We start from the raw sequence: 23,170 nt of genomic DNA, 5'->3' as shown, positions 1-23,170 counted from the left end.
GCATACGGGTGGAGGCGCGCCGTCCATCCGGCCGGGGCCGCACCCCGCGGCGGCTCACGGCCGGAAGGTCCTGACGAACCGGTCGAAGTAGGAGGAGTCCCACTCCGAATCGGGGCTCTCCCAGTAGATCGCGTACGGATTGTCCTCGCGGGTGCGGAAACCGCGGTCCAGCACATGCCTGCGGACGCCGTCCTTGACGTAGGTGAACTCCCAGTCGGCGGCGGGCACACCCTGGTAGGTCAGCTCGGTCAGGCCGACCCGCTCGTACTCGGGCCACACGTTCTGGGCCGTCCCGGCCTGCTCCACCTTCTCCCAGTGCCGCAGCGGGTCCTTCTCGGGGTCTTCGGTCGACTCGATCCACAGGAAGGCCTCGGACCCCGGCTCCCGGAACTCCACCCGGTTGCGGCCCTTGGAGTAGGTGACCTCCCAGCCGCGGGGCACCGCGACGGAGAAGCCCAGCGGGTCGCGGTGCACCTTCCAGCCGGCGGGGATCTTCGAGCTGGGGGTGGGGGTCGCCTCGGGGGTCTCCTCCGCAGACGGCTCGGGAGTCTCGGCGGAGTCCGTCCGGCCGCCGGCGACCGGAGCGGTCGTCCGCGTGCCGCCCGGGTCGTCCGTCGCGCCGCCCGTGCCGCGCACGGCCAGCCATCCGCCGACCCCGACCGCCGCCACCAGTGCGACCACCCCGATCAGGAGCACCGGCCGTCCGGCCCGCGACCGCCTCACCGGCTCGTGCCCGCCCTCGGCGCCGTGCGAAGCCTGCTGCGGCCAGACTTCCGGCCGCGGGGGCTGGGAGTCGTACGGTGAATACCCGTGCCGGGTCGGAGCGGCCGGGTACGGCGGTTGCGGCGGAGGGCCCTGGTGGCCCTGCTGGCCCTGGTGTCCGCTGTGGGTGGGGTGTTCCTCAGGGGGTGCTGCGCCGAAGGGCGGCTGTACGCCGTGGCCCTGGTGTCCGCTGTGGGTGGGGTGTTCCCCGGGGGGTGCTGCGCCGAAGGGCGGCTGTACGCCGTGGCCCTGGTGTCCGCTGTGGGTGGGGTGTTCCCCGGGGGGTGCTGCGCCGAAGGGCGGCTGTACGCCGTGGCCCTGGTGTCCGCTGTGGGTGGGGTGTTCCCCGGGGGGTGCTGCGCCGAAGGGCGGTTGCACGCCGTAGGGGGTGGGGAAGCCGTAGGCCGTGGCGTCGGGCTGCAGGGGCAGCGTCGGGCGGTGCGGGGTGTTCCCCCCGGGGGAGGTGCCGCCGCCCCGCTCGGCCTGGCTCAGCAGGGCCTCGGCCTGCTCCGCCGTCATCCGCGCGGCCGGATCCCCCGCCAGCAGGCCGAGGATCACGGTGGCCAGCGGGCCGGTGTGGGACATCGGGCTCGGCTCGCCGTTGAGGACGGCCATCATGGTCGCGGCGGGCGTGGCACGCTCGAACGGCGGCCGGCCCTCCAGCGCCGCGTACAGCGTCGCCCCCAGGGACCACAGGTCCGACTCGGGGGTGGCGGGCAGGTTGTGCAGCCGCTCCGGCGGCAGGAACGCGGGGGTGCCGACCACGCCGCCGGTGCGGGTGATGCCCGCCTCCTGCGTCATGGAGGCGATGCCGAAGTCGGTCAGCACCACCCGGCCGTCGTCGGCCAGCAGCACGTTCTCCGGTTTGACGTCGCGGTGCAGGACTCCGGCGTCGTGCGCGGCACGCAGCGCGCTCAACACGCGCAGCCCGATCGCCGCCACCCGCTCGGGAGGGAGCGGCCCGCCGGAGCGGACGGTCTCGCCCAGCGACCGGGACCGGACCAGCTGCATGACGATCCAGGGGCGCCCGTCCTCCTCGACCACGTCGTGGACGACGACCACGGAGGGGTGGTCGAGCCGCCCGGCGGTCCGGGCCTCGCGGATCGTGCGCCGGTTCAGATCGGCGCGAGCCTCCTCACCCACTCCCCGGTAGTGGACCTCCTTGACCGCGACGACCCGGTCGAGGAGCTCGTCGTGGGCACGCCAGACCACGCCCATGCCCCCCTCACCGAGGGGTTCGAGCAGCCGGTAGCGGCCCGCGACCTTTCTTTCCGTCATTCCCGCAGCTCTTTCCGTCGTTCCCCCGGCCCTCTCACAGGCCCACGAATCGTAGCCGGTGCGGAGCCTCCCTCACTTCTTCGAGGAGAACGTCGCGGCGAACCCCTCGAAGTAGTGGAAGTTCTTCTTCCAGTCCTTGGCCAGGGTGTGCCAGTAGATCGCGTAGCCCCGGCCGCCCTTGGTGACGAACCCCCGGTTGAGCACGCGGGCCTTGCCCGAGCTCATGTTCCAGGTGAACTCCCAGTCGGCGGCCTTCTTCATGTAGTCGGCCTTCTCGATCCGGATCCGCTTGTATCCGGAGAAGGAGCCGCGGACGACGGGCTCCTGGTCGTACCAGTCCTGCTTCGGGTCGGGGCCGGGGTTCTCGGTGTACTCGACCATGACGTAGCTCGACCGGTTCGGCCCGCGGAACCAGACCTGCTGACCGGGCCGCTTGTCCACCTTCCAGCCCTTGGGCAGGCCGATGGAGAAGCCGTTGGGGTCCTTGTGCGTGTGCCAGCCGTCGGGCAGGGCGGACTTCGGCTTCGACTTCGTGGGGCTCGGCGAGGACGGCGACTCGGGCGACTGGGAGCCGGCCGAGCTTCCCGGGGACGCCTTCTCCCCCTTGCCCCGGCTCCCGGACTCGCTCGACCCACCGGACGGCGACTCCGACGTGGCCGGGTGTTTCCGCTGGGTCCGCTCCATCTCACTGCTGCGCATGCCGAGCCACCCGGCGACGCCACCGACGATCAGCAGCGCGGGCAGGAGCACCAGCAGGCCCCGTTTGATCGGGGCCGGCCGGGATTCCGGCTCCCGCGAGGTGACCATGGGGATGCCGGAGCCGTAGTCGTCGTAGGAGGAGGTCGCCGGCTCCGGACGGGGAGCGGGTTCGGTGCGGGCGGCCGGGACGGGCTCCGGCGCGCGTGTCACGGGGGTGCGTCCCACCGGAGGGAAGGGGTTGGGCCGCGCGGACGGGGCGGGTTTCGTCCGCGCCGGGGTGGACGCGGGCTTGCCGCCGGACGGCGGAGCGGACGTGGGGCTCGCCGCCTCGGCCGCCGCCTTGGCCGCGGACCCGGCGGCGGGGGATCCGGCCGCGGACCCGGCGGCGGGGGATCCGGCCGCGGACCCGGCGGCGGGAGGTTCGGCCGTGGACCCGGCGGCGGACGCGGAGAAGCCCACCGGGGAAGAGCCGGTCGCGGACGCGGAGGGCCGGGCGGCGGTGGACCCGGCCGCGGCGGGGGGTTCGCCCGTCGCGGCGGGGAACTTGGCCGTGGGAGCGGGTCGGCCCGCGCCGGTCACCGGCCTGGCCTTGGTGGTGGGCCGGTCGGCCTCGGCGTCGTCGCCGGCGGAGACCGCGCCGGGCTTGCGGGCCGGTGCCGGGGCGGGCGGGTTCCCCGCCTTCCCGCCGCTCTTCCCCTCCCGGGCGGTGGCGGCAGGCGCCACGGCCGCGCTCTCCTCCGCCTCCTCGCGGCGCGACGGCGCGGGGGCGGGCTTCTCCGGAGCCGTACCGCCGGACGCCGCGGGTCCGCGCGTCTTCGGGGCGGGGGCACCGGAGGCGGGTGTCTTCGGGGCCGGAGCCCCGGGTGCGGCGGCCTTCGGGTCCGCGCCGCCGGACGCGGCGGGTACGCCGGGTACGCCGGGTACGCCGCCCAGCTTCGCGCCGGTCTCCGGCACCTCCTCGGACCGGAAACGGGCCCCCGGGTCGGTCTCGTCCGCCGGGCCCGCGACCGGCATGACGGCGGTTCTGGCGGGCCGGGGCCGCTCGGGCTTGCTCTCCTCCTCGATCGCCCTGCGCAGCAGCCGTTCGGCCTGGGAGTAGGTCAGGCGCTCGGCGGGATCCTTGCGGAGCAGCCCCTCCAGGACCGGGGACAGCCGTCCGGCGTGGACCGGGGGTGCGGGCTCGTCGTTCAGGATGGCGTGCATGGTCGGCAGGGCCCCGCCGCGGTCGTGCGGGGGCTTGCCCTCCACGGCGGCGTACAGGGTGGCGCCGAGCGACCACAGGTCGGACTCGCGCTGCGCGCTCGCGCCTTTGATCCGCTCCGGCGGGATGAACGCGGGGGTGCCGGCGATGCCGGTCATGGTCAGCGCGGTCTCGGCCTCCAGCGTCGCGATGCCGAAGTCGGTCAGCACCACCCGGCCGTCGTCGGCCAGCAGCACGTTCTCCGGCTTGACGTCGCGGTGCAGAACCCCCTGGGCGTGCGCGGCCCGCAGCGCGTCCAGCAGTTGCAGGCCGATCTCCGCGACCCGCCGGGGCGGCAGCGGCCCGTCCTGCCGCAGGACCTTGCCGAGCGAGCGGGACTCCACCAGCTGCATGACGATCCAGGGGCGCCCGTCCTCCTCGACCACGTCGTGGACGACGACCACGTTCGGGTGGGTCAGCCGCCCCGCCGCGCGAGCCTCGCGCTTGGTGCGCCGGTTGAAGTCGTCCTGGGTGGCCTCGCCGAGCATGTCCGCGTAGCGGACCTCCTTGATGGCGACCTCGCGGTCCAGGAACTCGTCATGGGCCCGCCACACGATGCCCATGCCACCCCGGCCGATGGCTTCGAGCAGGTGGTAGCGGGAGGCGATACGGCGCCCCTCGGGCTGTGCTTCGGCCATCAACCGGCTTACCTCCTTCTAAACCCCCGAATCCTCTCACAGCCAAGTAAAGTGATCGACTCGCACGAACCCGTGTTGTCCATATGTCGAGACTCGATGTCCAGTGGGTGGCGGGTGCCGGGGACATGACCTAAGGTGGAACCCATGACTTGCTGTTTCGCGTTTACCGAGCCGGCTCCGGAGGGCCGGTCGTGACAGCGTGATCTAGCGACCAGCCGGAGCCGGCACGAGGCGGAGACGCGGAGTCTCTGCCTCTTTTCTGTTTCTGACCGACCGCCGGCTCGCGGGACGCGCGCCGGCCGACCACGGGAGCCGACATGTCGACCGCACGTCCGGAACGCGGAGCCGTACGGGTGGGCACGCTCACGGTGGGCGCCGGACCGGCCGTGGTGATCGGCGGTCCCGGTGCGGACGCCCGCTGGGTCAGCCCGGCCGAGCATCGCGGGCGGGCCCGCGCCGCCGGGTCCCCGGCCGAACCGCCGACCGGCCCCCCGGCCCAGTCGCCGACCGGGTCGCCGGTCGAGTCCACCGCCGAGTCGATGGCCGAGGCTCTGGGCAGGGTCCGTGCCCGCTGGGCGGGGCCGGTCCTGGCCGAGCCCCGGTCGGCGGCCGATCTGCCGGCCGCGGCGGGTGCCGACGGCGTGGTGCTCGGCGCCGCTCAGATGCGGGACCCCGCGCTGGTGCGTGCCGCCGCGGGGCTCGGTCTGCCGGTGCTCCTGCGGCGTGCCCCGGCCGCGACGCTCCAGGAGTGGCTGGCGGTCGCCGACCGCTGCGCGGCCGGGTGCGGCGACCGGGTCATGTTGTGCGAGAGCGGCAGCCGCACCGAGCCGGGGGGCACGACCCTCGACCTGGCCCTGATGCGAGCCGCCCGCGAGCGGTCCGGCCGTCCCGTCCTGGCCGATCTCGGCGCCGATCCCGCCCTGGCCGCCGCCGCCGTCGCCGCGGGTGCCGACGGGCTGCTGCTGGCCCCGGACGCCGGTGCGGAGGAGACGCTCGCCGCCCGCGAGGCCGTCCGGATCGTGGGGGCCGTCACCCGCAGGGAGGTCCCCGAGTCCGTGGTGGCCGCCCGCGGCGCGATCGACCGGGTCGACGCCGCCCTCGCCGTCCTCCTGGAGCGCCGGGCCGAGCTGGCCGGCACCATCCAGCGGCTGAAGCCCGTCGGCGGCTTCGCCGGACGCGACATGGAGCGCGAGCGCCGCCTGGTCGCCGAGATGGCGCGCCGCGCTCCCACCCTGGGCGAGGCCCGCCTGGCCCCCATCATGAACGCCGTCATCGAGGCCGGTCTGCACCTCGCCGAGGAGCGGCGCGCCGCCGCCCGCGACTGAGAGCGTCTCCCCGGGCGGTTCCGCCGCCCCGGAGAGCGAAGAAATGTCCGATATATGGCTGTAAGCGTATTATCGAGCACGGGCGGGCCCCTCGACGCGAGGACGCCCGATACGCCGTTCCGGGTCCCGACGCGCCCCGGCCGACCCGAAGCGCATGAGTCACTTGGGCAACTCGGATTTAGGTACGCTTCCTTCGCCACGGCGCGACAAGGGGAGGGCGGGGCCGCATGTCAGACTCGTTTGTGCATCTGCATGTCCACACGGAGTACTCCATGCTCGACGGAGCCGCCCGTCTCAAGCAGATGTTCAAGCAGGTCGGCGACCTGGGCATGCCCGCCATCGCGATCACCGACCACGGCAACATGCACGGCGCCTACGACTTCTACCGGCAGGCCACCGGCGCGGGGATCAAGCCGATCATCGGCATCGAGGCGTACGTCGCCCCCGCCTCCCGCCACCAGAAGAAGCCGGTCCTGTGGGGCGAGCCCCACCAGAAGAAGGACGACGTCTCCGCGGGTGGCTACTACACCCACATGACCATCTGGGCCAGGAACGAACGCGGCCTGAAGAACCTGATGAAGCTCTCCTCGCGGGCCTACACCGAGGGCTTCGTCCGCAAGTGGGCCCGGATGGACGCCGACATCCTCGCCGAGCACGCCGAAGGGCTGATGGCCACCACCGGCTGCCCGTCCGGCGAGGTGCAGACCCGGCTGCGCCTGGGGCAGTACGACGAGGCGGTCGCCGCCGCGGCGAGGTACCAGGAGATCTTCGGCAAGGACGACTACTACCTGGAGATCATGGACCACGGGCTCGACATCGAGCGCCGGGTCCGCGACGGCCTGACCCGCATCTCCAAGGAGCTGGGCATCCCGCCGCTGGTCACCAACGACTCGCACTACACCTACGAGTCGGACGCCACCTCCCACGACGCGCTGCTGTGCATCCAGACCGGCAAGCAGCTGTCCGACCCCGACCGCTTCCGCTTCGACGGCAGCGGCTACTACATCAAGACCGCCGACGAGATGCGCGCCATCGACTCCTCCGACCTGTGGGCCGAGGGCTGCCGCAACACCCTGCTGGTCGCCGAGAAGGTCGACCCGGCCGGCATGTTCACCTTCAAGAACCTGATGCCGACCTACCCGGTGCCCGACGGCATGACCGAGGAGGAGTTCTTCCGCCGGCAGGTCTGGGAGGGCATGAGGCGCCGCTGGCCGGAGGGGTGCGACGAGGAGCACCGCAGGCAGGCGGAGTTCGAGCTGGACGTCATCCTCCAGATGGGCTTCCCGTCCTACTTCCTCGTGGTCGCCGACTTCATCATGTGGGCGAAGGAGAACGGCATCCGCGTCGGTCCCGGCCGTGGTTCGGCCGCCGGCTCGCTGGTGGCGTACGCCCTGGGCATCACCGACCTCGACCCGCTGCCGCACGGCCTGATCTTCGAGCGGTTCCTCAACCCCGACCGTGTCTCCATGCCCGACGTCGACATCGACTTCGACGAGCGCCGGCGCGGTGACGTGATCCGTTACGTCACGGAGAAGTGGGGTGCGGACAAGGTCGCCATGATCGCCACCTTCGGCACCATCAAGGCGAAGGCGGCCATCAAGGACGCGGCCCGCGTCCTGGGCTACCCGTACGCGCTGGGCGACAAGGTCTCCAAGGCGTTCCCGCCCGCGGTGATGGGCAAGGACATCCCGCTGTCGGGCATCTTCGACTCCGGCCACCCGCGCTACAACGAGGCCGGTGAGCTGCGCAAGCTCTATGAGGAAGACGTCGACGTCAAGGCGGCGATCGACCTCGGGAAGGGCCTGGAGGGCCTGATCCGGCAGACCGGCGTGCACGCCGCGGGCGTCATCATGTCGTCGGAGGTGCTGACCGACTACATCCCGATCATGCGCCGCGACTCCGACGGTGCGATCATCACGCAGTTCGACTACCCGACCTGCGAGACGCTCGGCCTGCTGAAGATGGACTTCCTGGGCCTGCGCAACCTGACGATCATCGACGACTGCCTGAAGATGATCGAGGCCAACACCGGCACCATGATCGACCTGCTCAAGCTGCCGCTGGACGACCGCAGGACCTACGAGCTGCTGGGGCGGGGCGACACCCTGGGGGTGTTCCAGCTGGACGGCGGCGGCATGCGCTCGCTGCTGCGGCTGATGAAGCCCGACAACTTCGAGGACATCTCCGCCGTCGGCGCCCTGTACCGGCCGGGTCCCATGGGTGCCAACTCGCACACCAACTACGCGCTGCGCAAGAACGGCCAGCAGGAGATCACCCCGATCCACCCCGAGTTCGAGGAGTCGCTGGCCGACATCCTCGGCACGACCTACGGCCTGATCGTCTATCAGGAGCAGGTCATGGCCATCGCGCAGAAGGTCGCGGGATTCTCGCTCGGCAAAGCGGACCTGCTCCGCCGCGCGATGGGCAAGAAGAAGAAGGCCGAGCTGGACAAGCAGTTCGAGTCCTTCGAGAAGGGCATGAAGGACAACGGCTACTCCGCTGCGGCGATCAAGACGCTCTGGGACATCCTGCTCCCCTTCTCCGACTACGCCTTCAACAAGGCGCACAGCGCCGCCTACGGCCTGGTCTCCTACTGGACGGCCTACCTCAAGGCCAACTACCCGGCCGAGTACATGGCCGCCTTGCTGACCTCGGTCAAGGACGACAAGGACAAGTCGGCGCTCTACCTGAACGAGTGCCGCCGCATGGGCATCAAGGTGCTCCCGCCGGACGTCAACGACTCCGACTTCGACTTCACCCCGCGCGGCACCGACATCCGCTTCGGCCTGTCGGCGATCCGCAACGTCGGCGGCAACGTCGTCGACGGGATCATCGCCGCCCGCAGGGAGAAGGGCCGTTTCGCCGACTTCAAGGACTTCCTGCGCAAGGTCCCGGCGATCGTCTGCAACAAGCGCGTCATCGAGTCGCTGATCAAGGCCGGCGCGTTCGACTCCTTCAGCCATGTCCGCAAGGGCCTGATGATGGTGCACGAGCAGGCCGTCGACGCGATCATCGACATCAAGAAGAACGAGGCGATCGGCCAGGACTCCCTGTTCGGCGCGGTCGAGGGCGCCGAGGACCAGACCTTCGACGTGCAGATCCCACCGGGGGAGTGGGACAAGACCACGCTGCTGGCCTTCGAGCGGGAGATGCTCGGCCTCTACGTCTCCGACCATCCGCTCTTCGGCGTGGAGCACATCCTCGCCTCCGGCGCCGACTGCTCGGTCGCCGCGCTCCAGGACGACAGCCGCCCCGACGGCCAGGTCATCACCGTCGGCGGCATCCTGAGCGGCCTGCAGCGCAAGGTCACCAAGAAGGGCGACACGTGGGTCCTCACCCAGCTGGAGGACCTGGAGGGTGCCATCGAGGTGATGATCTTCCCGTCGACGTACCAGCTCTGCGCGACCATCCTCGCCGAGGACGCCATCGTCTTCGTCAAGGGCCGCCTGGACAAGCGCGAGGACGTCGGCAAGATCATCGCGATGGAGGTCACCGCTCCCGACCTGACCCGCGAGGCCGGTGGGCCGCTCTCGGTCAGCCTCGCTCTGAACCGCTGCACGCCGCCGGTGGTCGGCCGGCTGAAGGAGGTGCTGACCGCCCACCCCGGCACCACCGAGGTGCACCTGCAGGTGCACAACGGCCCCAAGACCACCATCGTCCGCCTGGACGACCGGTTGCGCGTCTCCCCGTCGCCGGCGTTGATGGGCGACCTGAAGCAGCTGCTCGGCCCGGCGTGTCTGGGGGCTTGACGGGCCCTAACAGGTTAGGAAACTTTCCTAACTTCTATTGACGACGCGTCCGGCCGCTTGTCACCATGCCGATGAGCGGCTTGGCGCGGCGCCCCATGGGGCGTGACGCGCTCAGTGAGAGATGTGCTGTCCCGGCCGCACCGTCACACGGCGCCGGACGGCGCCGTGACCTTCGCCTCTCACCCCCAGGAGACAGTGCGTGCGTTCGACGATGCCTCAGTCACCTCCCCTACGCCTCCTCCCCGTCCTCGCCGTGGTCACCGTCCTCGTCGCCGGATTCCTCGTCGCGACCGGCCGCGCCGAGGCCGCCGAGACCCTGCTCTCCCAGGGCAGGCCCGCCGCCTCCTCCTCCAAGGAGGCCCAGTCATACAGCTCGGGCAAGGCGGTCGACGGTGACTTCACCACGACCCGCTGGGCCTCCCTGGAGGGCAGCGACCCGCAGTGGATCCGCGTCGACCTCGGCTCGGTCCAGCAGATCTCCCGCGTCAAACTGTTCTGGGAGGACGCCTACGGCAAGGCCTACCAGATCCAGGTCTCCGACGACGCGTCCACCTGGACGACCGTCTACTCCACCTCCGACGGCGACGGCGACGTGGACGACCTGAGCGGCCTGTCCGGGTCGGGACGCTACGTGCGCATGTACGGCACCGCCCGCGGCACCTCCTACGGCTACTCCCTGTGGGAGTTCCAGGTCTACGGAGGCCAGGGCGGCGGCCCCAGCCCGACCCCCACCGTCACCCCCACCGTGCCCCCGGGCGACCGCTTCACGGTGGTGGCGGCCGGCGACATCGCCGACCAGTGCACCGCGAGCTCCAGCTCCTGCGCTCACCCCAAGACCGCCGCGCGGGTCGAGGCCATCAACCCCGAGTTCGTCATCACCATGGGTGACAACCAGTACGACGACGCCCGGCTGTCGGACTACAAGAACTACTACGACAAGACGTGGGGCAGGTTCAAGAACAAGACCCGTCCCATCCCCGGCAACCACGAGACCTACGACCCGGCCGGCACCTACGCCGGTTACAAGGGCTACTTCGGCTCCATCGCCACCCCGCAGGGCAAGACCTACTACAGCTACGACCGCGGCAACTGGCACTTCATCGCGCTCGACTCCAACTACTTCGACGACTCGGCCCAGATCAACTGGCTCAAGGCCGACCTGGCCGCGAACACCAAGGGCTGCATCGCCGCCTACTTCCACCACCCGCTGTACAGCTCCGGCGGGCACGGCAACGACCCGGTGAGCAAGCCCGTCTGGAAGATCCTCCGCGCCGCCGGGACCGACCTGGTGCTCAACGGCCACGACCACCACTACGAGCGGTTCGCGCCGCAGAACGCCGAAGGGCAGGCCGACCCCGGCGGCATCGTGGAGGTCATCGGCGGCATGGGCGGCATGACCCCCTACGACATCGAGAACGTCCAGCCCAACAGCCAGAAGCGGATCAGCGGCATCTTCGGCGTGCTCAAACTGGACTTCGCACCCACCTCCTACTCCTGGCAGCTGATCGGGACGGACGGCGCCGTCAAGGACACCAGCCCGACCTACACCTGCCACTAGATGTACATCGCGGCAAACCGGACCGCGGACGGCGTTCGTCCGCGGTCGCGGTTCTCCTGGGCGGTCCCGGGGAACGTGCTGGCGCTCGGGGCGGTCAGCCTGGTCACCGACATCTCCTCGGAGATGGTCACCGCCGTGCTTCCGCTCTACGTGACGCTCTCCCTCGGACTGAGCATGCTCCAGTTCGGCGCGCTCGACGGGCTCTACTTCGGGGTGACCGCGCTGGTCCGCCTCGCCGGAGGACAGCTCGCCGACCGGTGGCAGCGGCGCAAACTGGTCGCCGGCGCCGGGTACGGGCTGTCGGCCCTGTGCAAACTGGGTCTCCTCGCGGCCGGCGGGTCGCCCGCCGCGCTGGGCGGGGTGATCGCCGCCGACCGGACGGGCAAGGGACTGCGCACCGCCCCGCGCGACGCGCTGATCTCGCTGAGCGCGCCGCCGGACCGGCTCGGGCACGCCTTCGGCGTGCACCGCGCGATGGACACCTTCGGCGCGCTGCTCGGCCCGCTGGCCGCCTTCGCCGTGCTCATGGGCACCGGCGGGGCGTACGACGCGGTGTTCGTGGTCAGCTTCTGCGTCGCCCTGCTCGGCCTGCTGCTGCTGGCCATGTACGTCCGCGACCACCGAGAGCCGCTGCCCGGCGGCCCGCGGGCGCCGGCGTCGGTCCGGGCGGCGTTCGGGCTGCTGCGCGACGCGCCGTTCCGGCGGCTGTGCGTGGCCGCGGCGGCCCTCGGGCTGGTCACGGTCAGCGACGCGTTCGTCTACCTGCTGCTGCAGAAGGGCGGCCGGATCGACCCGGCGTACTTCCCGCTGCTGCCCCTCGGCACGGCCGCCGCCTACCTGCTGCTCGCCGTGCCCGCAGGGCGGTTCGCCGACCGGCTGGGCCGGCTCCCGGTCTTCCTGGCCGGGCACCTCGCGCTGGTCGCGGCCTACCTCGTGCTGCTCGGCCCCGGCTGGCTGCCCGTGGTGCTCGTCCTGCACGGGGCGTTCTACGCCGCCACCGACGGGGTGCTCATGGCCGTGGCCGGGCCGATGCTCCCCGGGCACCTGCGGACCAGCGGCCTGGCCCTGCTCCAGACCGGGCAGGCGACGGCCCGGATGTTCTCCTCGGTCCTGTTCGGCGCGGTCTGGACGGTGTGGGGCGGCGCCCAGGGGCTGGCGATCATGGCGGCGGGGCTCACCGTGTGCGTGCTCGCAGCCTGGTCCGCCGTACGGGCCGGCGTGCTCCGGAGCGGCACGGCGCCGGGGCCCGCGGCCCCCGGTCCCGGAGAGTCCCGAGAGACCGGAGAGAGGAGCGGGCGATGAGCCCCGGCCGACGGCTGCTGGTCCTGATCCTGGCCGTCGCGGTGCTCGGCGGAGCCGCCGCGGGTTACGCCGTCTGGGCCGGGGCACGCACCCCGGCCCAGGGCCCGGTCCGGGCGGGACAGGACGCCGGCGTCGTCCGTCCCGGGCAGCTGGTGTTCCGCACCGAGGCCGGACGGGTCGCCGGGGTGCCGCTGACGGCCCCCTCGGCCCGGCCCACGGAGAGCGGCCTGACCTGCAACCGGTTCTCCACGGCGGCCGGCACCTCGATCTGCCTGGCCGCCAGGCCGGGGCCGGTGGCCATGACGGACGCGACGATCCACGACCGTTCGATGCGCGAGACCCGCCGGATCGAACTGGCCGGCATCCCCAACCGGGCCAGGATGTCGGGCAGCGGCCGGATGGCCTCCTGGACGGTGTTCGTCACCGGCGACTCCTACAACGAGGGCGGCTTCTCCACCTGGACCGGCATCCTCGACACCCGGACCGGTTACCTGGTGACCAACATGGAGGACATCCCGCTGACCCTGGGCGGCCGCCGCTACCACGCGGTCGACGTGAACTACTGGGGCGTCACCTTCGCCCCCGACGACAACCGGTTCTACGCGACCGTGTCGACGAAGGGCAAGACCTACCTCGTCGAGGGCGACTACGGCGCGTGGCGGGCCCGGACGATCCGGGAGAACGCCGAATGCCCCTCGCTCTCCCCCGACGGCACCCGCCTGGTCTTCAAGAAGCGCGTCTCCGCCGGAGCCGACCGGCCGTGGCGGCTCCACCTGCTCGACCTGGCCACCATGCGGGAGACGCCGCTGGCCGAGACGGAGAGCGTCGACGACCAGGTGGCCTGGCTCGACGATCGCACCGTCATGTACGGCAGGGACGGCGGTGTCTGGTCGGTGCCCGCCGACGGCTCCGGGGCCCCGGCCCTCCTGGTCCGCGGAGCCTCCTCCCCGGTGGCCGTCCGGTGACGGCCGCCGGGGGGAGCCCGGTCAGCGGAAGAAGCGGTCGCGGTGGTGGTCGCGGTGGAAGAAGCGGTCGTGCCGGCGGTGACGCCAGAACCACTCCCAGCGTTCGCGCTTCCTGAGGCGCTCGCGTTCCCGGGCGAGGGCCTCGGCCATGCCGGGGGTGTGGCCGCCGCCGAAGCGGCGCATGTCGGGACGGTGGAACGGGGTCGGCGGCGTGTCCCGCAGCGCCGCCGTCATTGACGCCACCCAGATCGGGCCGGGCAGGGAGGCACCCTGGACCTGGCCGTAGTACGAGCCGCCGATGACCACGTCGCGCAGCGGGTAGCGGTAGGAGCCCCGGATGTCGCCCACGCTGACCGCGGCGGCCAGGTCGGGGGTGTGGCCGGCGAACCAGGCCGACGTGTAGCCGTTGTTGGTGCCCGTCTTGCCCGCGGCGGGCCGGCCGATGCCCTGGCCGGCCATGGTGCCCTTGGTGAAGACCCCCGCCAGCAGGTGGTTGACCGCGTCGGCCACGTCGCGCTCGACGGCCTGCGCGCAGCTGGGCGGGACGAGGACGCTCCTGCCGTCCCGCTCGACGAGCTCGACGATGGCCACCGGGCGGCAGTAGCGACCCCGTGCCCCGAACGCGGCGAACGCCGCGGCCACGGTCACCGGGTCCATCTCGTTCACCCCCAGGGTGAAGGTCGGGACCTCGCGCAGCGGGGCGCCGTCGGCGCGGACGATGCCGAGGGCCCTGGCGGTCTCCACGACCGGGCACAGGCCCACGGCCTGCTCCAGCATCATGTAGAAGATGTTCACCGACTTCCAGGTGCCGGTGGACAGGCTCTGCGGGCCGCCCCTGCCCTCGCCGCCCGCGTTGTGGATCTCGGTGCCGGGGTCGTCGACCCGGCGGCCGGCGCAGTCGGTGAAGCCCGAGGCCGGCACGAACCGGCCCGGGGTCATGAACCCCTGGTCGAACCGCCAGCCCTGGCTGAGCGCGGTCGCCAGAGTGAACACCTTGAACGTGGAACCCGCCTGGAACCCCTGGCCGCCGCCGTGCGCGGTGTCGGCCACCAGGTTGTAGGTGGTCCTGGGGCCGTCGCCGGAGTCGCCGGGGTTGCGGCCGTACAGCTTGCTGGCGGCCATCGCCCGGATGCGTCCGGTGCCCGGTTCGACCATGGCCTCGGCCGCGACCTCGGTGTCCTCGGGGTCCACCCGGCCGGCGATGGCGCGTTCGGCGGCCCGCTGGACGTCCGGGTCGAGGGTGGTGCGCAGCACGACGCCGCCCCTGGTCAGGCGGCGTTCCCGCTCCGCCCGGCTGTGGCCGAACACCGGGTTCGTCAGCAGCTCGCGGTGCACGTAGAGACAGAAGTACGGGTAGCGGCTGCCGTCGCAGCCGCCGGGCTCCGGACGCATGTTCAGGCGCAGCGGGCTCCGCCGGGCGGCGTCCGCCTCGGCGCGGGTGACGAGCGACAGCTGGGCCATCCGCTCCAGGACGATGTCCCGGCGCTCACGGAGCCGCCGGCGGCGCTGGTCGCCCAGCGACGGGTCCGTGGCGTACGGGGTGCGGACCGCGCCGGCGAGCGCCGCCGCCTGCGGCAGGGTGAGCCGGGCGGCCGGGACGGAGAAGAACCGCTGGGCGGCGGCCTGCACCCCGAACGCCCCGGCCCCGAAGTAGGCGATGTTGAGGTACCGCTCCAGGATCTCGTCCTTGGTGTACTTCTTCTCCATGGCCAGCGCGTACCGCAGCTCAGTGATCTTGCGTTTGAGGCTGGGTGCGCGGGCCTGGGCCCGCTCGGTGTCGCTCTCGGCGTTCTCGACCAGGATGTTCTTGACGAGCTGTTGGGTGAGGGAGGAGCCGCCCTGCCGCACCTCACCCGCCCTGGTGTTGGTCACCAGGGCCCGCAGGGTGCCCTTGATGTCCAGGCCGCCGTGCTCGTAGAAGCGCGAGTCCTCGATCGCCACGATCGCCGACCGCATGACCGGGGCGACCCGGTCCAGCGGCACGATCGTCCGGTTCTGCGAGTAGAACTGGGCGAACTTCCGGCCGTGCCGGTCCAGCAGCACGGTGCGCTGGGGGAGCGGGTTCTCCCGCGGGCTGGGCGGCAGGTCCAGGACGGTGGCCGCGACGTCGTTGACGGTGAGGCCCGCCGTGCCGACGGCGGGCAGGGCCGCCGCGGCGGCCAGCAGCCCGCCGAACACGCCGCAGGTCACCAGCCCGCGCAGGCACGCGGCCCGGCTGCGCCTGCCCGGTGGTCGCGATGTCACGCATAGTAAGGTGCAACCGGATGATCAGCTACAAACACCCGATTGCCAATCCTTACTCGTCCTGCACCTTTTCTCTACTGATCTTCAGGCCGAGCGAGGCGAACTGCTCGAACGGCCGGTGGTAGCCCCGCTCGATGTGGTGCACTCCGCGCAGCGTGGAGGTGCCCTCCGCGGCCGCCGCGGCCAGCACCGCGGAGAACCCGGCCCGGATGTCGGGCAGCGTCACGTCGGCGCCGCTCAGCTTGGACACCCCGCGCACGACCGCCGAGTGCTTGGCGTTGGTGTCGTGGTAGCGGCAGGCCGGGCCGCCGAGGCACACGTCGAAGACCTCGATCTCGCAGCCCATCTTCTGCAGCGCGGGCACGTAGACCAGCCGGTTCTCGAACACCGTCTCGTGCAGCACCGACATGCCTTGGGCCTGGGTGAACAGCACCATCAGGGGCGTCTGCCAGTCGGTCATGAACCCCGGGTGCGTGTCGGTCTGCACGGCGGCGGCGCGCAGGCCGTTCGGGGCGGACGCCGACAGGTACTCGTCGGTGATGTCGACCTCCGCACCCATCCTGGCCAGGGTGGTGATCGCGGTGACCAGCCGGTCCTGCGGGCAGCCGTGCACCCGGACCTGCCCACCGGTGATCAGACCGGCCGCCAGGTAGGAGAACGCCTCGATCCGGTCGCCGGCCAGCCGGGTGGACGCGCCGTGCAGGCGCTCCACGCCCTCGATCACGATGCGGCGGTCCGGGCTGAGCTCGATACGCCCGCCCATGCGCTGCAGGAACAGGGCGAGCTCCACGACCTCGGGCTCCATCGCCGCACCCTTGAGCACGGTCTTGCCCTCGGCGAGCACGGCCGACATCAGGACCGTCTCGGTGGCGCCGACGCTGGGGTAGGGCAGCTCGATCCGGGTGCCGCGCAGGCGGCCCGCCTTGGCGTAGACGCCGGTGTCGCTCACCTCGACCTCGGCGCCCATCGCGCGCAGCGCCTCGACGTGGAAGTCGACGGGCCGCCGGCCGATCGGATCGCCGCCGACCAGCGGCACGAACGCCTCACCCGCCAGGTGGAGCAGCGGGCCCAGCATCAGGATGGGGATCCGGTTGAGGCCGGTGAACGCCGCGGGGACATGGGGGTTGATCCGCTCGCCGGGAGCGATGGCGATCTCCCCGGAACTGATCTCCACGTCGATGCCCAGCGCGCGCAGCATCTGCGCGGTGATGCCGACCTCGCCCACGTCGGGGGCGTTGTGGATCCTGCTCTCCCCGGTGCCGAGCATCGCGGCGACCATGTGCTTGGAGACGCCGTTCTTGGAACCGCGGACCTCGACGTCACCGCGGAGCGGCCCGGAGGGTTCGATCAGCCATACCTCTTCGTTCACCCCGCAAGAGTAACGGGATTCGGACGAAACCTCGGGTGGCGCCCTGCGGGCCGATGGGTAACATCGGGCACATCAGCACAGAGGGTGAGGGGACCGCATTGCGCAACGCGCGTGACTTCATGATCACCGTGCTGGTCCTGGCCCTGGCCGGAGTCGCCGCCGGGGCCCTGTGGTCCTTCGCCGCGCCGCGTCCGCCGTACGTGATGACCGAGCAGGGCCCGCGGCTCGCCGATCCCTCGACGCAGGCGCTCATCGCGGCCGACGGCTGGTTCGCCGTCGTCACCGGCGTCGTCGGGCTGGCCTGCGGAGCCGCCGGGTACAGCGTGTCCCGCAGGGGCCGCCCACTGCCGACGGTGGTGGGCCTGGCGGCCGGCGGCCTGCTCGGCGCGCACCTCGCCCGGCTGGTGGGGGAGGCGGTCAACGTCGGCGCGGTGAGCGTCACCGCGTCCGGGCCGTCCGCGTCGCTGATGCCGGGACCGCTGGCGGTGACCGCCCAGGGCGTGCTGTACGCCTGGCCGACGCTGGCCGTCGGCCTCTTCTTCGCCCTGGAGGGCATCACCGGCTACCTCGACTCGCCGCTGCGCCGCCCGTTCGGCGGCGCCGACCCCTACGGGCCGCTGTCGTCGTACGACATCAGCGGCCGGTAGGGCGGGCGGCACGCTCCAGGGCGGGCCGGGACGATCCGCGCGCGGGGACAGGTGGGGGTCCACCGGAGCCGCACTCAGGGCAGGGGCGGTCTGCGGGAACCGTGCCCGGTGGCCCGTTCGAAGGCGTGTGCCAGCCGCAGGACCCGCATGTCGGCGAAGGGCGGCCCGATGATCTGCACGCCCACCGGCAGCCCGCCCGCGGTGAACCCGCAGGGCACCGACGCGGCGGGGGCGTGCAGCACGCTGACCCAGTAGGCCGAGCGCATCCAGGCCAGGTAGTCCGGCAGCGCCTCCCCGTTGATCTCCGAGACGTACGGCGCCTCCACCGGGAACGGCGGCACCTGGCTGACCGGGGCGAGGATGAAGTCGTACTCACCGAAGAAGTCGTGCATCCGCCGGTACAGGCCGCTGCGCAGCCGCTCGGCGCGGGCCAGGTCGGCGCCGGTCACCTCGCGTCCCCGCTCCACGTTCCAGCGCACGTTCGCCCCCAGCCGCTCCTGCGGCAGCTCGCCGTAGGCCAGCGCGTAGTACCACGCCCGGTAGATCCGGAAGGCGTCCTCCGCGTCCGACAGGTCCAGCTCCACCGGCTCGACCCGCGCACCCAGCCCCGCGAGCACCGCGGGCGCCCGGGCGGTGACCTCCGCCGTCTCCGCGTCGACCGGCAGCCCGCCCAGGTCGGGGCTCCACGCGATGCGCAGCCCGGCCGGGTCGATCTCCAGCGGCCCGGCGAAGACCTCACCGCCCTCGGTGATCGACAGCGGTGAGGCGGGGTCGAATCCGGAGATCACGCTCATCAGCAGCGCCAGGTCCTGCGCGCTGCGGGCCATCGGCCCCGGCACGCTCAGCGTGAACCAGGCCGCCGTGGGCGAGGGCGACGGCACCCGGCCGGGGGTCGGCCGGAGCCCGGTCACGTTGCAGAAGGAGGCGGGGTTGCGCAGCGAGCCGCCCATGTCGGAGCCGTCGGCCAGGGGCACCATGCCGGTCGCCAGCGCGGCGGCGGCCCCGCCGCTGCTGCCCCCGGCCGACCTGGACAGGTCGTAGGGATTGCGGGTGGCGCCGAAGATCTCGTTCACGGTGTGCGAGCCGGTGCCGAACTCCGGGGTGTTGGTCTTGCCGACGGTGATCGCCCCGGCCTCGCGCATCCGCCGCACGAGCGGTGCGTCCGAGGCGGGAACGTGGTCGGCGAAGAGGGGGGAACCGTACGTGGTGCGGATCCCCGCCGTGTCGGCGAGGTCCTTGTGCGCGACCGGCAGCCCGTGCAGCGGTCCCCGCCACCGGCCCCGCGCCAGGTCGCGGTCGGCCTGCGCCGCCTCGGCGAGGGCACGTTCGGCGGCCAGGGTGACGATCGCGTTGACGCGCGGGTTGACCTCCTCGATCCGGCGCAGGTGCGCCTGGAGCAGCTCGACCGCGCTGACCTGCCGCGCGCGCAGCAGGGTGAGCATCTCGGTGGCGGTGAGGTAGTGCATCTCTCCCCCGATCCGGCCCGCCCGCGCGGCGCTCGCCCGCGGGTACGGCCTGCGCCGAGTCTGTCCGACGGCCGGCGTCCGGCGCGTCGGCAACCTTCGACAGGATCACCCGCGCTTCCCCGGCCCGCCTTGCCCGGCCTCCTCCTCGGCCCGTCCCGTCCGGCCTCCCCGGGCCGCCCTCGCCATGCCGGCCACCCGCTCGTCCCGCCGGGCCGCCGCTCCGGGCCGGGGACCGCCGGCTCAGCCCGTCTTGCCGATGGGGGCGGTGACCGCCCCGGTGAGCCGTACCAGCTCCGACGGCGCGGTCTCGATCTGCAGGCCCCTCCGCCCCGCGGAGAAGTAGACCGTCTCGAAGTCCAGCGCCGAGGAGTCGACGACCGTCGGCAGGCGCTTGCGCTGCCCCAGTGGGCTGATGCCGCCCACCACGTAGCCGGTGACCCGCTCCACCTTGGCCGCCTCGGCCATCGCCGCACGCTTGCTCCCCAGCGCCGCGGCGAACGCCTTGAGGTCCAGCTTCCCGGCGACCGGCACGACCGCGACGGCCAGCCCGCCCTCCACCTCGGCCACGAGGGTCTTGAAGATCCGCTCGTACGGCACGCCGAGGGCGTCGGCGGCCTCCTCGCCGTAGGCCTGGGCGTTCGCGTCGTGCTCGTAGGGGTGGAGGGTGAAGACGACCTTCGCCTGGGTCAGCGCGACCGTCGCGGGGGTCCCCTGGCCTCCCTTGCCCTTGCTCTTGCTCATGGGGGAGAAGCGTAGCGGCCGATTAAAATCTACATAGTAAAGGCATTGTCCGGATAATGGACGAGGCGGTACCGCTTGCCTGACCTCCGTAGACTGGACGGGTGATTTCCCGTACCGACCTGCGAGGGGCCCTCCCCGAGGACCTCCGCGACGTGCTGCCCCGTGCCGACCTCGACGTCGAAGCCGCCCTGGAGAAGGTCCGGCCCATCTGTGAGGACGTGCATCATCGCGGGGTCGCCGCGGTGCGGGAACTGACGGCCAGATTCGACGGAGTCGAACTGGAGTCGACCCGGGTGCCCGCCGAGGCGATCACCTCGGCCCTGGCCGGGCTCGACCCCCGGGTCAGGGCGGCCCTGGAGGAGTCGATCCGCCGCGCCCGTCTCGTCCACCGCGACCAGCGGCGCACCGACGTCACCACCCAGGTCGTGCCCGGCGGCACCGTCACCGAGCGGTGGGTCCCGGTCGAGCGCGTGGGCCTGTACGTCCCCGGCGGCCGGGCGGTCTACCCCTCCAGCGTGGTCATGAACGTCGTGCCGGCCCAGGAGGCGGGGGTGCCCTCGCTCGCGGTCACCTCGCCCGCGCAGCGCGAGTTCGACGGGCTGCCGCACCCGGCCATCCTGGCCGCGTGCGCGCTCCTCGGCGTCGAGGAGGTCTACGCCGTCGGCGGTGCCCAGGCGGTGGCGATGTTCGCCTACGGCACCGAGGAGTGCCCGCCGGTCACCATGGTCACCGGGCCGGGCAACATCTGGGTGGCCGCGGCCAAGCGCCTGCTGAAGGGCCGCATCGGCATCGACTCCGAGGCGGGCCCGACCGAGATCGCGATCCTGGCCGACGCCACGGCCGACCCGGTGCACGTCGCCGCCGACCTGATCAGCCAGGCCGAACACGACACGATCGCCGCCGCGGTGCTCGTCACCGACTCGGCGGAGCTGGCCGACGCCGTCGAGCGGGAGCTGCCCCGCCAGGTCGCCGCCACCAAGCACGGCGAGCGCATCACCGAGGCCCTGTCCGGGCGCCAGTCGGGCATCCTGCTGGTCGACGACATGGAGGCCGGGTTGCGCGTCGTCGACGCCTACGCCGCCGAGCACCTGGAGATCCACACCGCCGGGGCACACGAGCTGGCCGCCCGGGTCCGCAACGCCGGGGCGATCTTCGTCGGCCCGTACGCGCCGGTCTCCCTGGGCGACTACCTGGCCGGCTCCAACCACGTGCTGCCGACCGGCGGCTGCGCCTGCCACTCCTCAGGGCTGTCGGTGCAGACGTTCCTGCGCGGCATCCACGTCGTCGACTACACCCGTGAGGCCCTCGCCGCCGCCGCCGCCCACGTGTGCGTGCTGGCCGACGCGGAAGACCTGCCCGCGCACGGCGCGGCCGTCCGCGCGCGTTTCGACTGGGAGGTGCCGTCGTGAGGACCTGCCCGCACGCGTTCACCGGGTGCGCGGCCGTCCGCGCGCGTTTCGACCAGGAGGTGCCGTCGTGAAGCTCGGCGACCTGCCGATCCGCGACGACCTGCGGGGCCGCACGCCGTACGGTGCCCCCCAGATCGACGTCCCGGTCAGGCTGAACACCAACGAGAACCCCTACGGCCCCTCCGCCTCCCTGGTCGGCGACCTGGCCGAGGCGGTGCGCCGGAGCGCGGGCGACCTCAACCGCTACCCCGACCGCGACGCCCTGGAGCTCCGCCGGGAACTGGCGGCTTACCTCGGCCACGGGCTCGCCCCGGAGCAGGTCTGGGCCGCGAACGGTTCCAACGAGGTCATCCAGCAGATCCTGCAGGCGTTCGGCGGGCCCGGCCGCGTCGCGATGGGGTTCGAGCCGTCCTATTCGATGCACCCGATCATCTCCACCGGCGCCTCGACCGAGTGGGTCGCCGGGGCACGGGAGGACGATTTCGGCATCGACCCGGCCAAGGCGGTCGCCGCGATCGAGGAGCACCGGCCCGACGTCGTCTTCCTGACCTCCCCGAACAATCCGACCGGCACCGCGCTCGACCCGGAGGTGATCGCCCGGATCGTCGGGGCCGCGCCGGGCATGGTCGTGGTCGACGAGGCGTACTTCGAGTTCGCCCGCACCGGAACCCCGTCGGCGCTGACCCTGCTGCCGGACAATCCCCGGCTCATCGTGACGCGGACGATGTCCAAGGCGTTCGCGATGGCGGGCACCCGGCTGGGTTACCTGGCAGCGCATCCGGCGGTGGTCGAGGCGCTGCTGCTGGTCCGGCTGCCCTACCACCTGTCCTCGCTGACCCAGGCGGCGGCGCTGGTCGCGCTGGCCCACCGTGACGAGCTGCTCGGCACGGTCGACGCGCTGCGCGCCGAGCGCGACGCCGTCGTGGAGTGGCTGCGCGGCAGGGGGCTGACGGTCGCCGACTCCGACGCCAACTTCGTGCTGTTCGGCCGTTTCGCGGATCGCCGTGCCGTCTGGCAGGGGTTGCTGGAGCACGGCGTGCTGATCCGCGAGGTGGGCCCGCCTGAGTGGTTGAGAGTGTCCGTCGGAACGGTCGAGGAGATGGCGGCCTTCCGCGCCGCCCTGGAGGAAGTCCTGTGAGCATCACCACCGGCGCCGGGTTCGCGCCCCGCCGCGGTCGTGTCGAGCGCGTCACCAAGGAGACCTCGGTGCTGGTCGAGGTCGACCTCGACGGCACCGGGAACGTCGAGGTGTCCACCGGTGTCGGTTTCTTCGACCACATGCTGAACCAGCTCGGCAAGCACGGCCTGTTCGACCTGACGGTGAAGACCGAGGGTGACCTGCACATCGACTCCCACCACACGATCGAGGACACCGCGCTCGCGCTGGGGGCCGCGTTCCGCGAGGCCCTGGGGGACAAGTCGGGTATCCGGCGGTTCGGCAACGCGTCGTGCCCGCTGGACGAGTCGCTGGCCGAGGTCACGGTCGACCTGTCCGGCCGGCCCTACCTCGTCCACAGCGAGCCCGAGGGCATGGCCCCGATGATCGGCCCGGAGTACGACACGACGATGACCAGGCACATCCTGGAGTCGTTCGTGGCCCAGGCCGCGATCTGCCTGCACGTGCGCGTCCCGTACGGCCGCAACGCCCACCACATCGTGGAGGCGCAGTTCAAGGCGCTGGCCAGGGCGTTGCGGGCGGCGTGCGAGCGTGACCCGCGGGCGGGCGGGGTGCCCAGTACCAAGGGCGTGCTGTGACCGGGCGGGCCGCCCGGTGCGGC

General features: G+C 72.3%; 15 protein-coding genes. 9 read left to right on the top strand and 6 right to left on the bottom strand.

Features of this window, described 5'->3' with window-relative positions:
• Positions 1–54: 54 nt before the first annotated feature.
• Both F4562_RS06680 and F4562_RS35680 read right to left on the bottom strand, forming a co-directional pair.
• Positions 55–2,040: a serine/threonine-protein kinase gene (locus F4562_RS06680; protein ID WP_184854764.1), complete on the bottom strand. Its 1,986-nt coding sequence runs from the start codon at positions 2,038–2,040 to the stop codon at positions 55–57.
• A gap of 72 nt (positions 2,041–2,112) precedes the next feature.
• Entirely contained in the window at positions 2,113–4,617 is a 2,505-nt protein-coding gene (locus F4562_RS35680; protein ID WP_184543779.1) for a serine/threonine-protein kinase, read from the bottom strand.
• Positions 4,618–4,934: 317 nt separating this feature from the next.
• Here F4562_RS35680 and F4562_RS06670 point away from each other — a divergent pair, with 317 nt between their 5' ends.
• The 5 genes from F4562_RS06670 to F4562_RS06650 all read left to right on the top strand — a co-directional run bounded on the left by F4562_RS06670 (position 4,935) and on the right by F4562_RS06650 (position 13,516).
• Entirely contained in the window at positions 4,935–5,942 is a 1,008-nt protein-coding gene (locus F4562_RS06670) for a chorismate mutase (protein WP_184543780.1), read from the top strand.
• 227 nt (positions 5,943–6,169) lie between these two features.
• Positions 6,170–9,691, top strand: a complete 3,522-nt coding sequence (dnaE, locus tag F4562_RS06665) for a DNA polymerase III subunit alpha (protein ID WP_184543781.1) — start codon at positions 6,170–6,172, stop codon at positions 9,689–9,691.
• Between the two features lie 199 nt (positions 9,692–9,890).
• A complete protein-coding gene (locus tag F4562_RS06660; RefSeq protein ID WP_311734098.1) occupies positions 9,891–11,249 on the top strand; it encodes a discoidin domain-containing protein in 1,359 nt (452 codons plus the stop codon).
• The gene (locus F4562_RS06655) at positions 11,250–12,551 is read left to right on the top strand and encodes an MFS transporter (RefSeq protein WP_184543782.1); all 1,302 of its coding nucleotides are present in this window, start codon (positions 11,250–11,252) and stop codon (positions 12,549–12,551) included.
• The gene (locus F4562_RS06650; RefSeq protein WP_184543784.1) at positions 12,548–13,516 is read left to right on the top strand and encodes a TolB-like translocation protein; all 969 of its coding nucleotides are present in this window, start codon (positions 12,548–12,550) and stop codon (positions 13,514–13,516) included. Before F4562_RS06655 ends, F4562_RS06650 begins: the two co-directional genes overlap by 4 nt.
• A gap of 21 nt (positions 13,517–13,537) precedes the next feature.
• Here the strand turns inward: F4562_RS06650 and F4562_RS06645 are convergent, their stop codons facing one another.
• Together F4562_RS06645 and murA are read right to left on the bottom strand one after the other, a co-directional pair.
• Positions 13,538–15,760: a transglycosylase domain-containing protein gene (locus F4562_RS06645; protein WP_184543786.1), complete on the bottom strand. Its 2,223-nt coding sequence runs from the start codon at positions 15,758–15,760 to the stop codon at positions 13,538–13,540.
• 52 nt (positions 15,761–15,812) lie between these two features.
• Entirely contained in the window at positions 15,813–17,129 is a 1,317-nt protein-coding gene (gene murA, locus F4562_RS06640; protein ID WP_184543788.1) for a UDP-N-acetylglucosamine 1-carboxyvinyltransferase, read from the bottom strand.
• Between the two features lie 98 nt (positions 17,130–17,227).
• Here murA and F4562_RS06635 point away from each other — a divergent pair, with 98 nt between their 5' ends.
• Positions 17,228–17,776 carry a hypothetical protein gene (locus F4562_RS06635; protein WP_184543790.1) on the top strand — a complete coding sequence of 183 codons (549 nt, stop codon included), beginning with the start codon at positions 17,228–17,230 and terminating at the stop codon, positions 17,774–17,776.
• Between the two features lie 74 nt (positions 17,777–17,850).
• On the opposite strand, the gene F4562_RS06630 is transcribed toward F4562_RS06635, so the two are convergent.
• Positions 17,851–19,242 carry an amidase gene (locus F4562_RS06630; RefSeq protein ID WP_184543792.1) on the bottom strand — a complete coding sequence of 464 codons (1,392 nt, stop codon included), beginning with the start codon at positions 19,240–19,242 and terminating at the stop codon, positions 17,851–17,853.
• Positions 19,243–19,482: 240 nt separating this feature from the next.
• Positions 19,483–19,983 (bottom strand): Cys-tRNA(Pro) deacylase, encoded by a 501-nt coding sequence (gene ybaK / locus F4562_RS06625; RefSeq protein ID WP_184543798.1) that lies wholly within the window; start codon positions 19,981–19,983, stop codon positions 19,483–19,485.
• 101 nt (positions 19,984–20,084) lie between these two features.
• On the opposite strand from ybaK, the gene hisD reads away from it, so the two are divergent.
• The 3 genes from hisD to hisB all read left to right on the top strand — a co-directional run bounded on the left by hisD (position 20,085) and on the right by hisB (position 23,147).
• The gene (hisD, locus tag F4562_RS06620) at positions 20,085–21,392 is read left to right on the top strand and encodes a histidinol dehydrogenase (protein WP_184543799.1); all 1,308 of its coding nucleotides are present in this window, start codon (positions 20,085–20,087) and stop codon (positions 21,390–21,392) included.
• Between the two features lie 67 nt (positions 21,393–21,459).
• Complete coding sequence (locus tag F4562_RS06615) at positions 21,460–22,530, top strand: histidinol-phosphate transaminase (RefSeq protein WP_184543800.1); 1,071 nt, start codon at positions 21,460–21,462, stop codon at positions 22,528–22,530.
• A complete protein-coding gene (hisB, locus tag F4562_RS06610; protein ID WP_311734099.1) occupies positions 22,527–23,147 on the top strand; it encodes an imidazoleglycerol-phosphate dehydratase HisB in 621 nt (206 codons plus the stop codon). The genes F4562_RS06615 and hisB overlap by 4 nt, the downstream gene beginning before the upstream one ends.
• Positions 23,148–23,170 lie beyond the last annotated feature (23 nt).

The sequence above is a fragment of the Streptosporangium becharense genome (assembly GCF_014204985.1).
GTDB classification, from domain to species: Bacteria; Actinomycetota; Actinomycetes; order Streptosporangiales; family Streptosporangiaceae; genus Streptosporangium; species Streptosporangium becharense.
The sequence above is the reverse complement of the archived record's forward strand: the minus strand, read 5'-3'. Positions and strand labels throughout refer to the sequence as shown.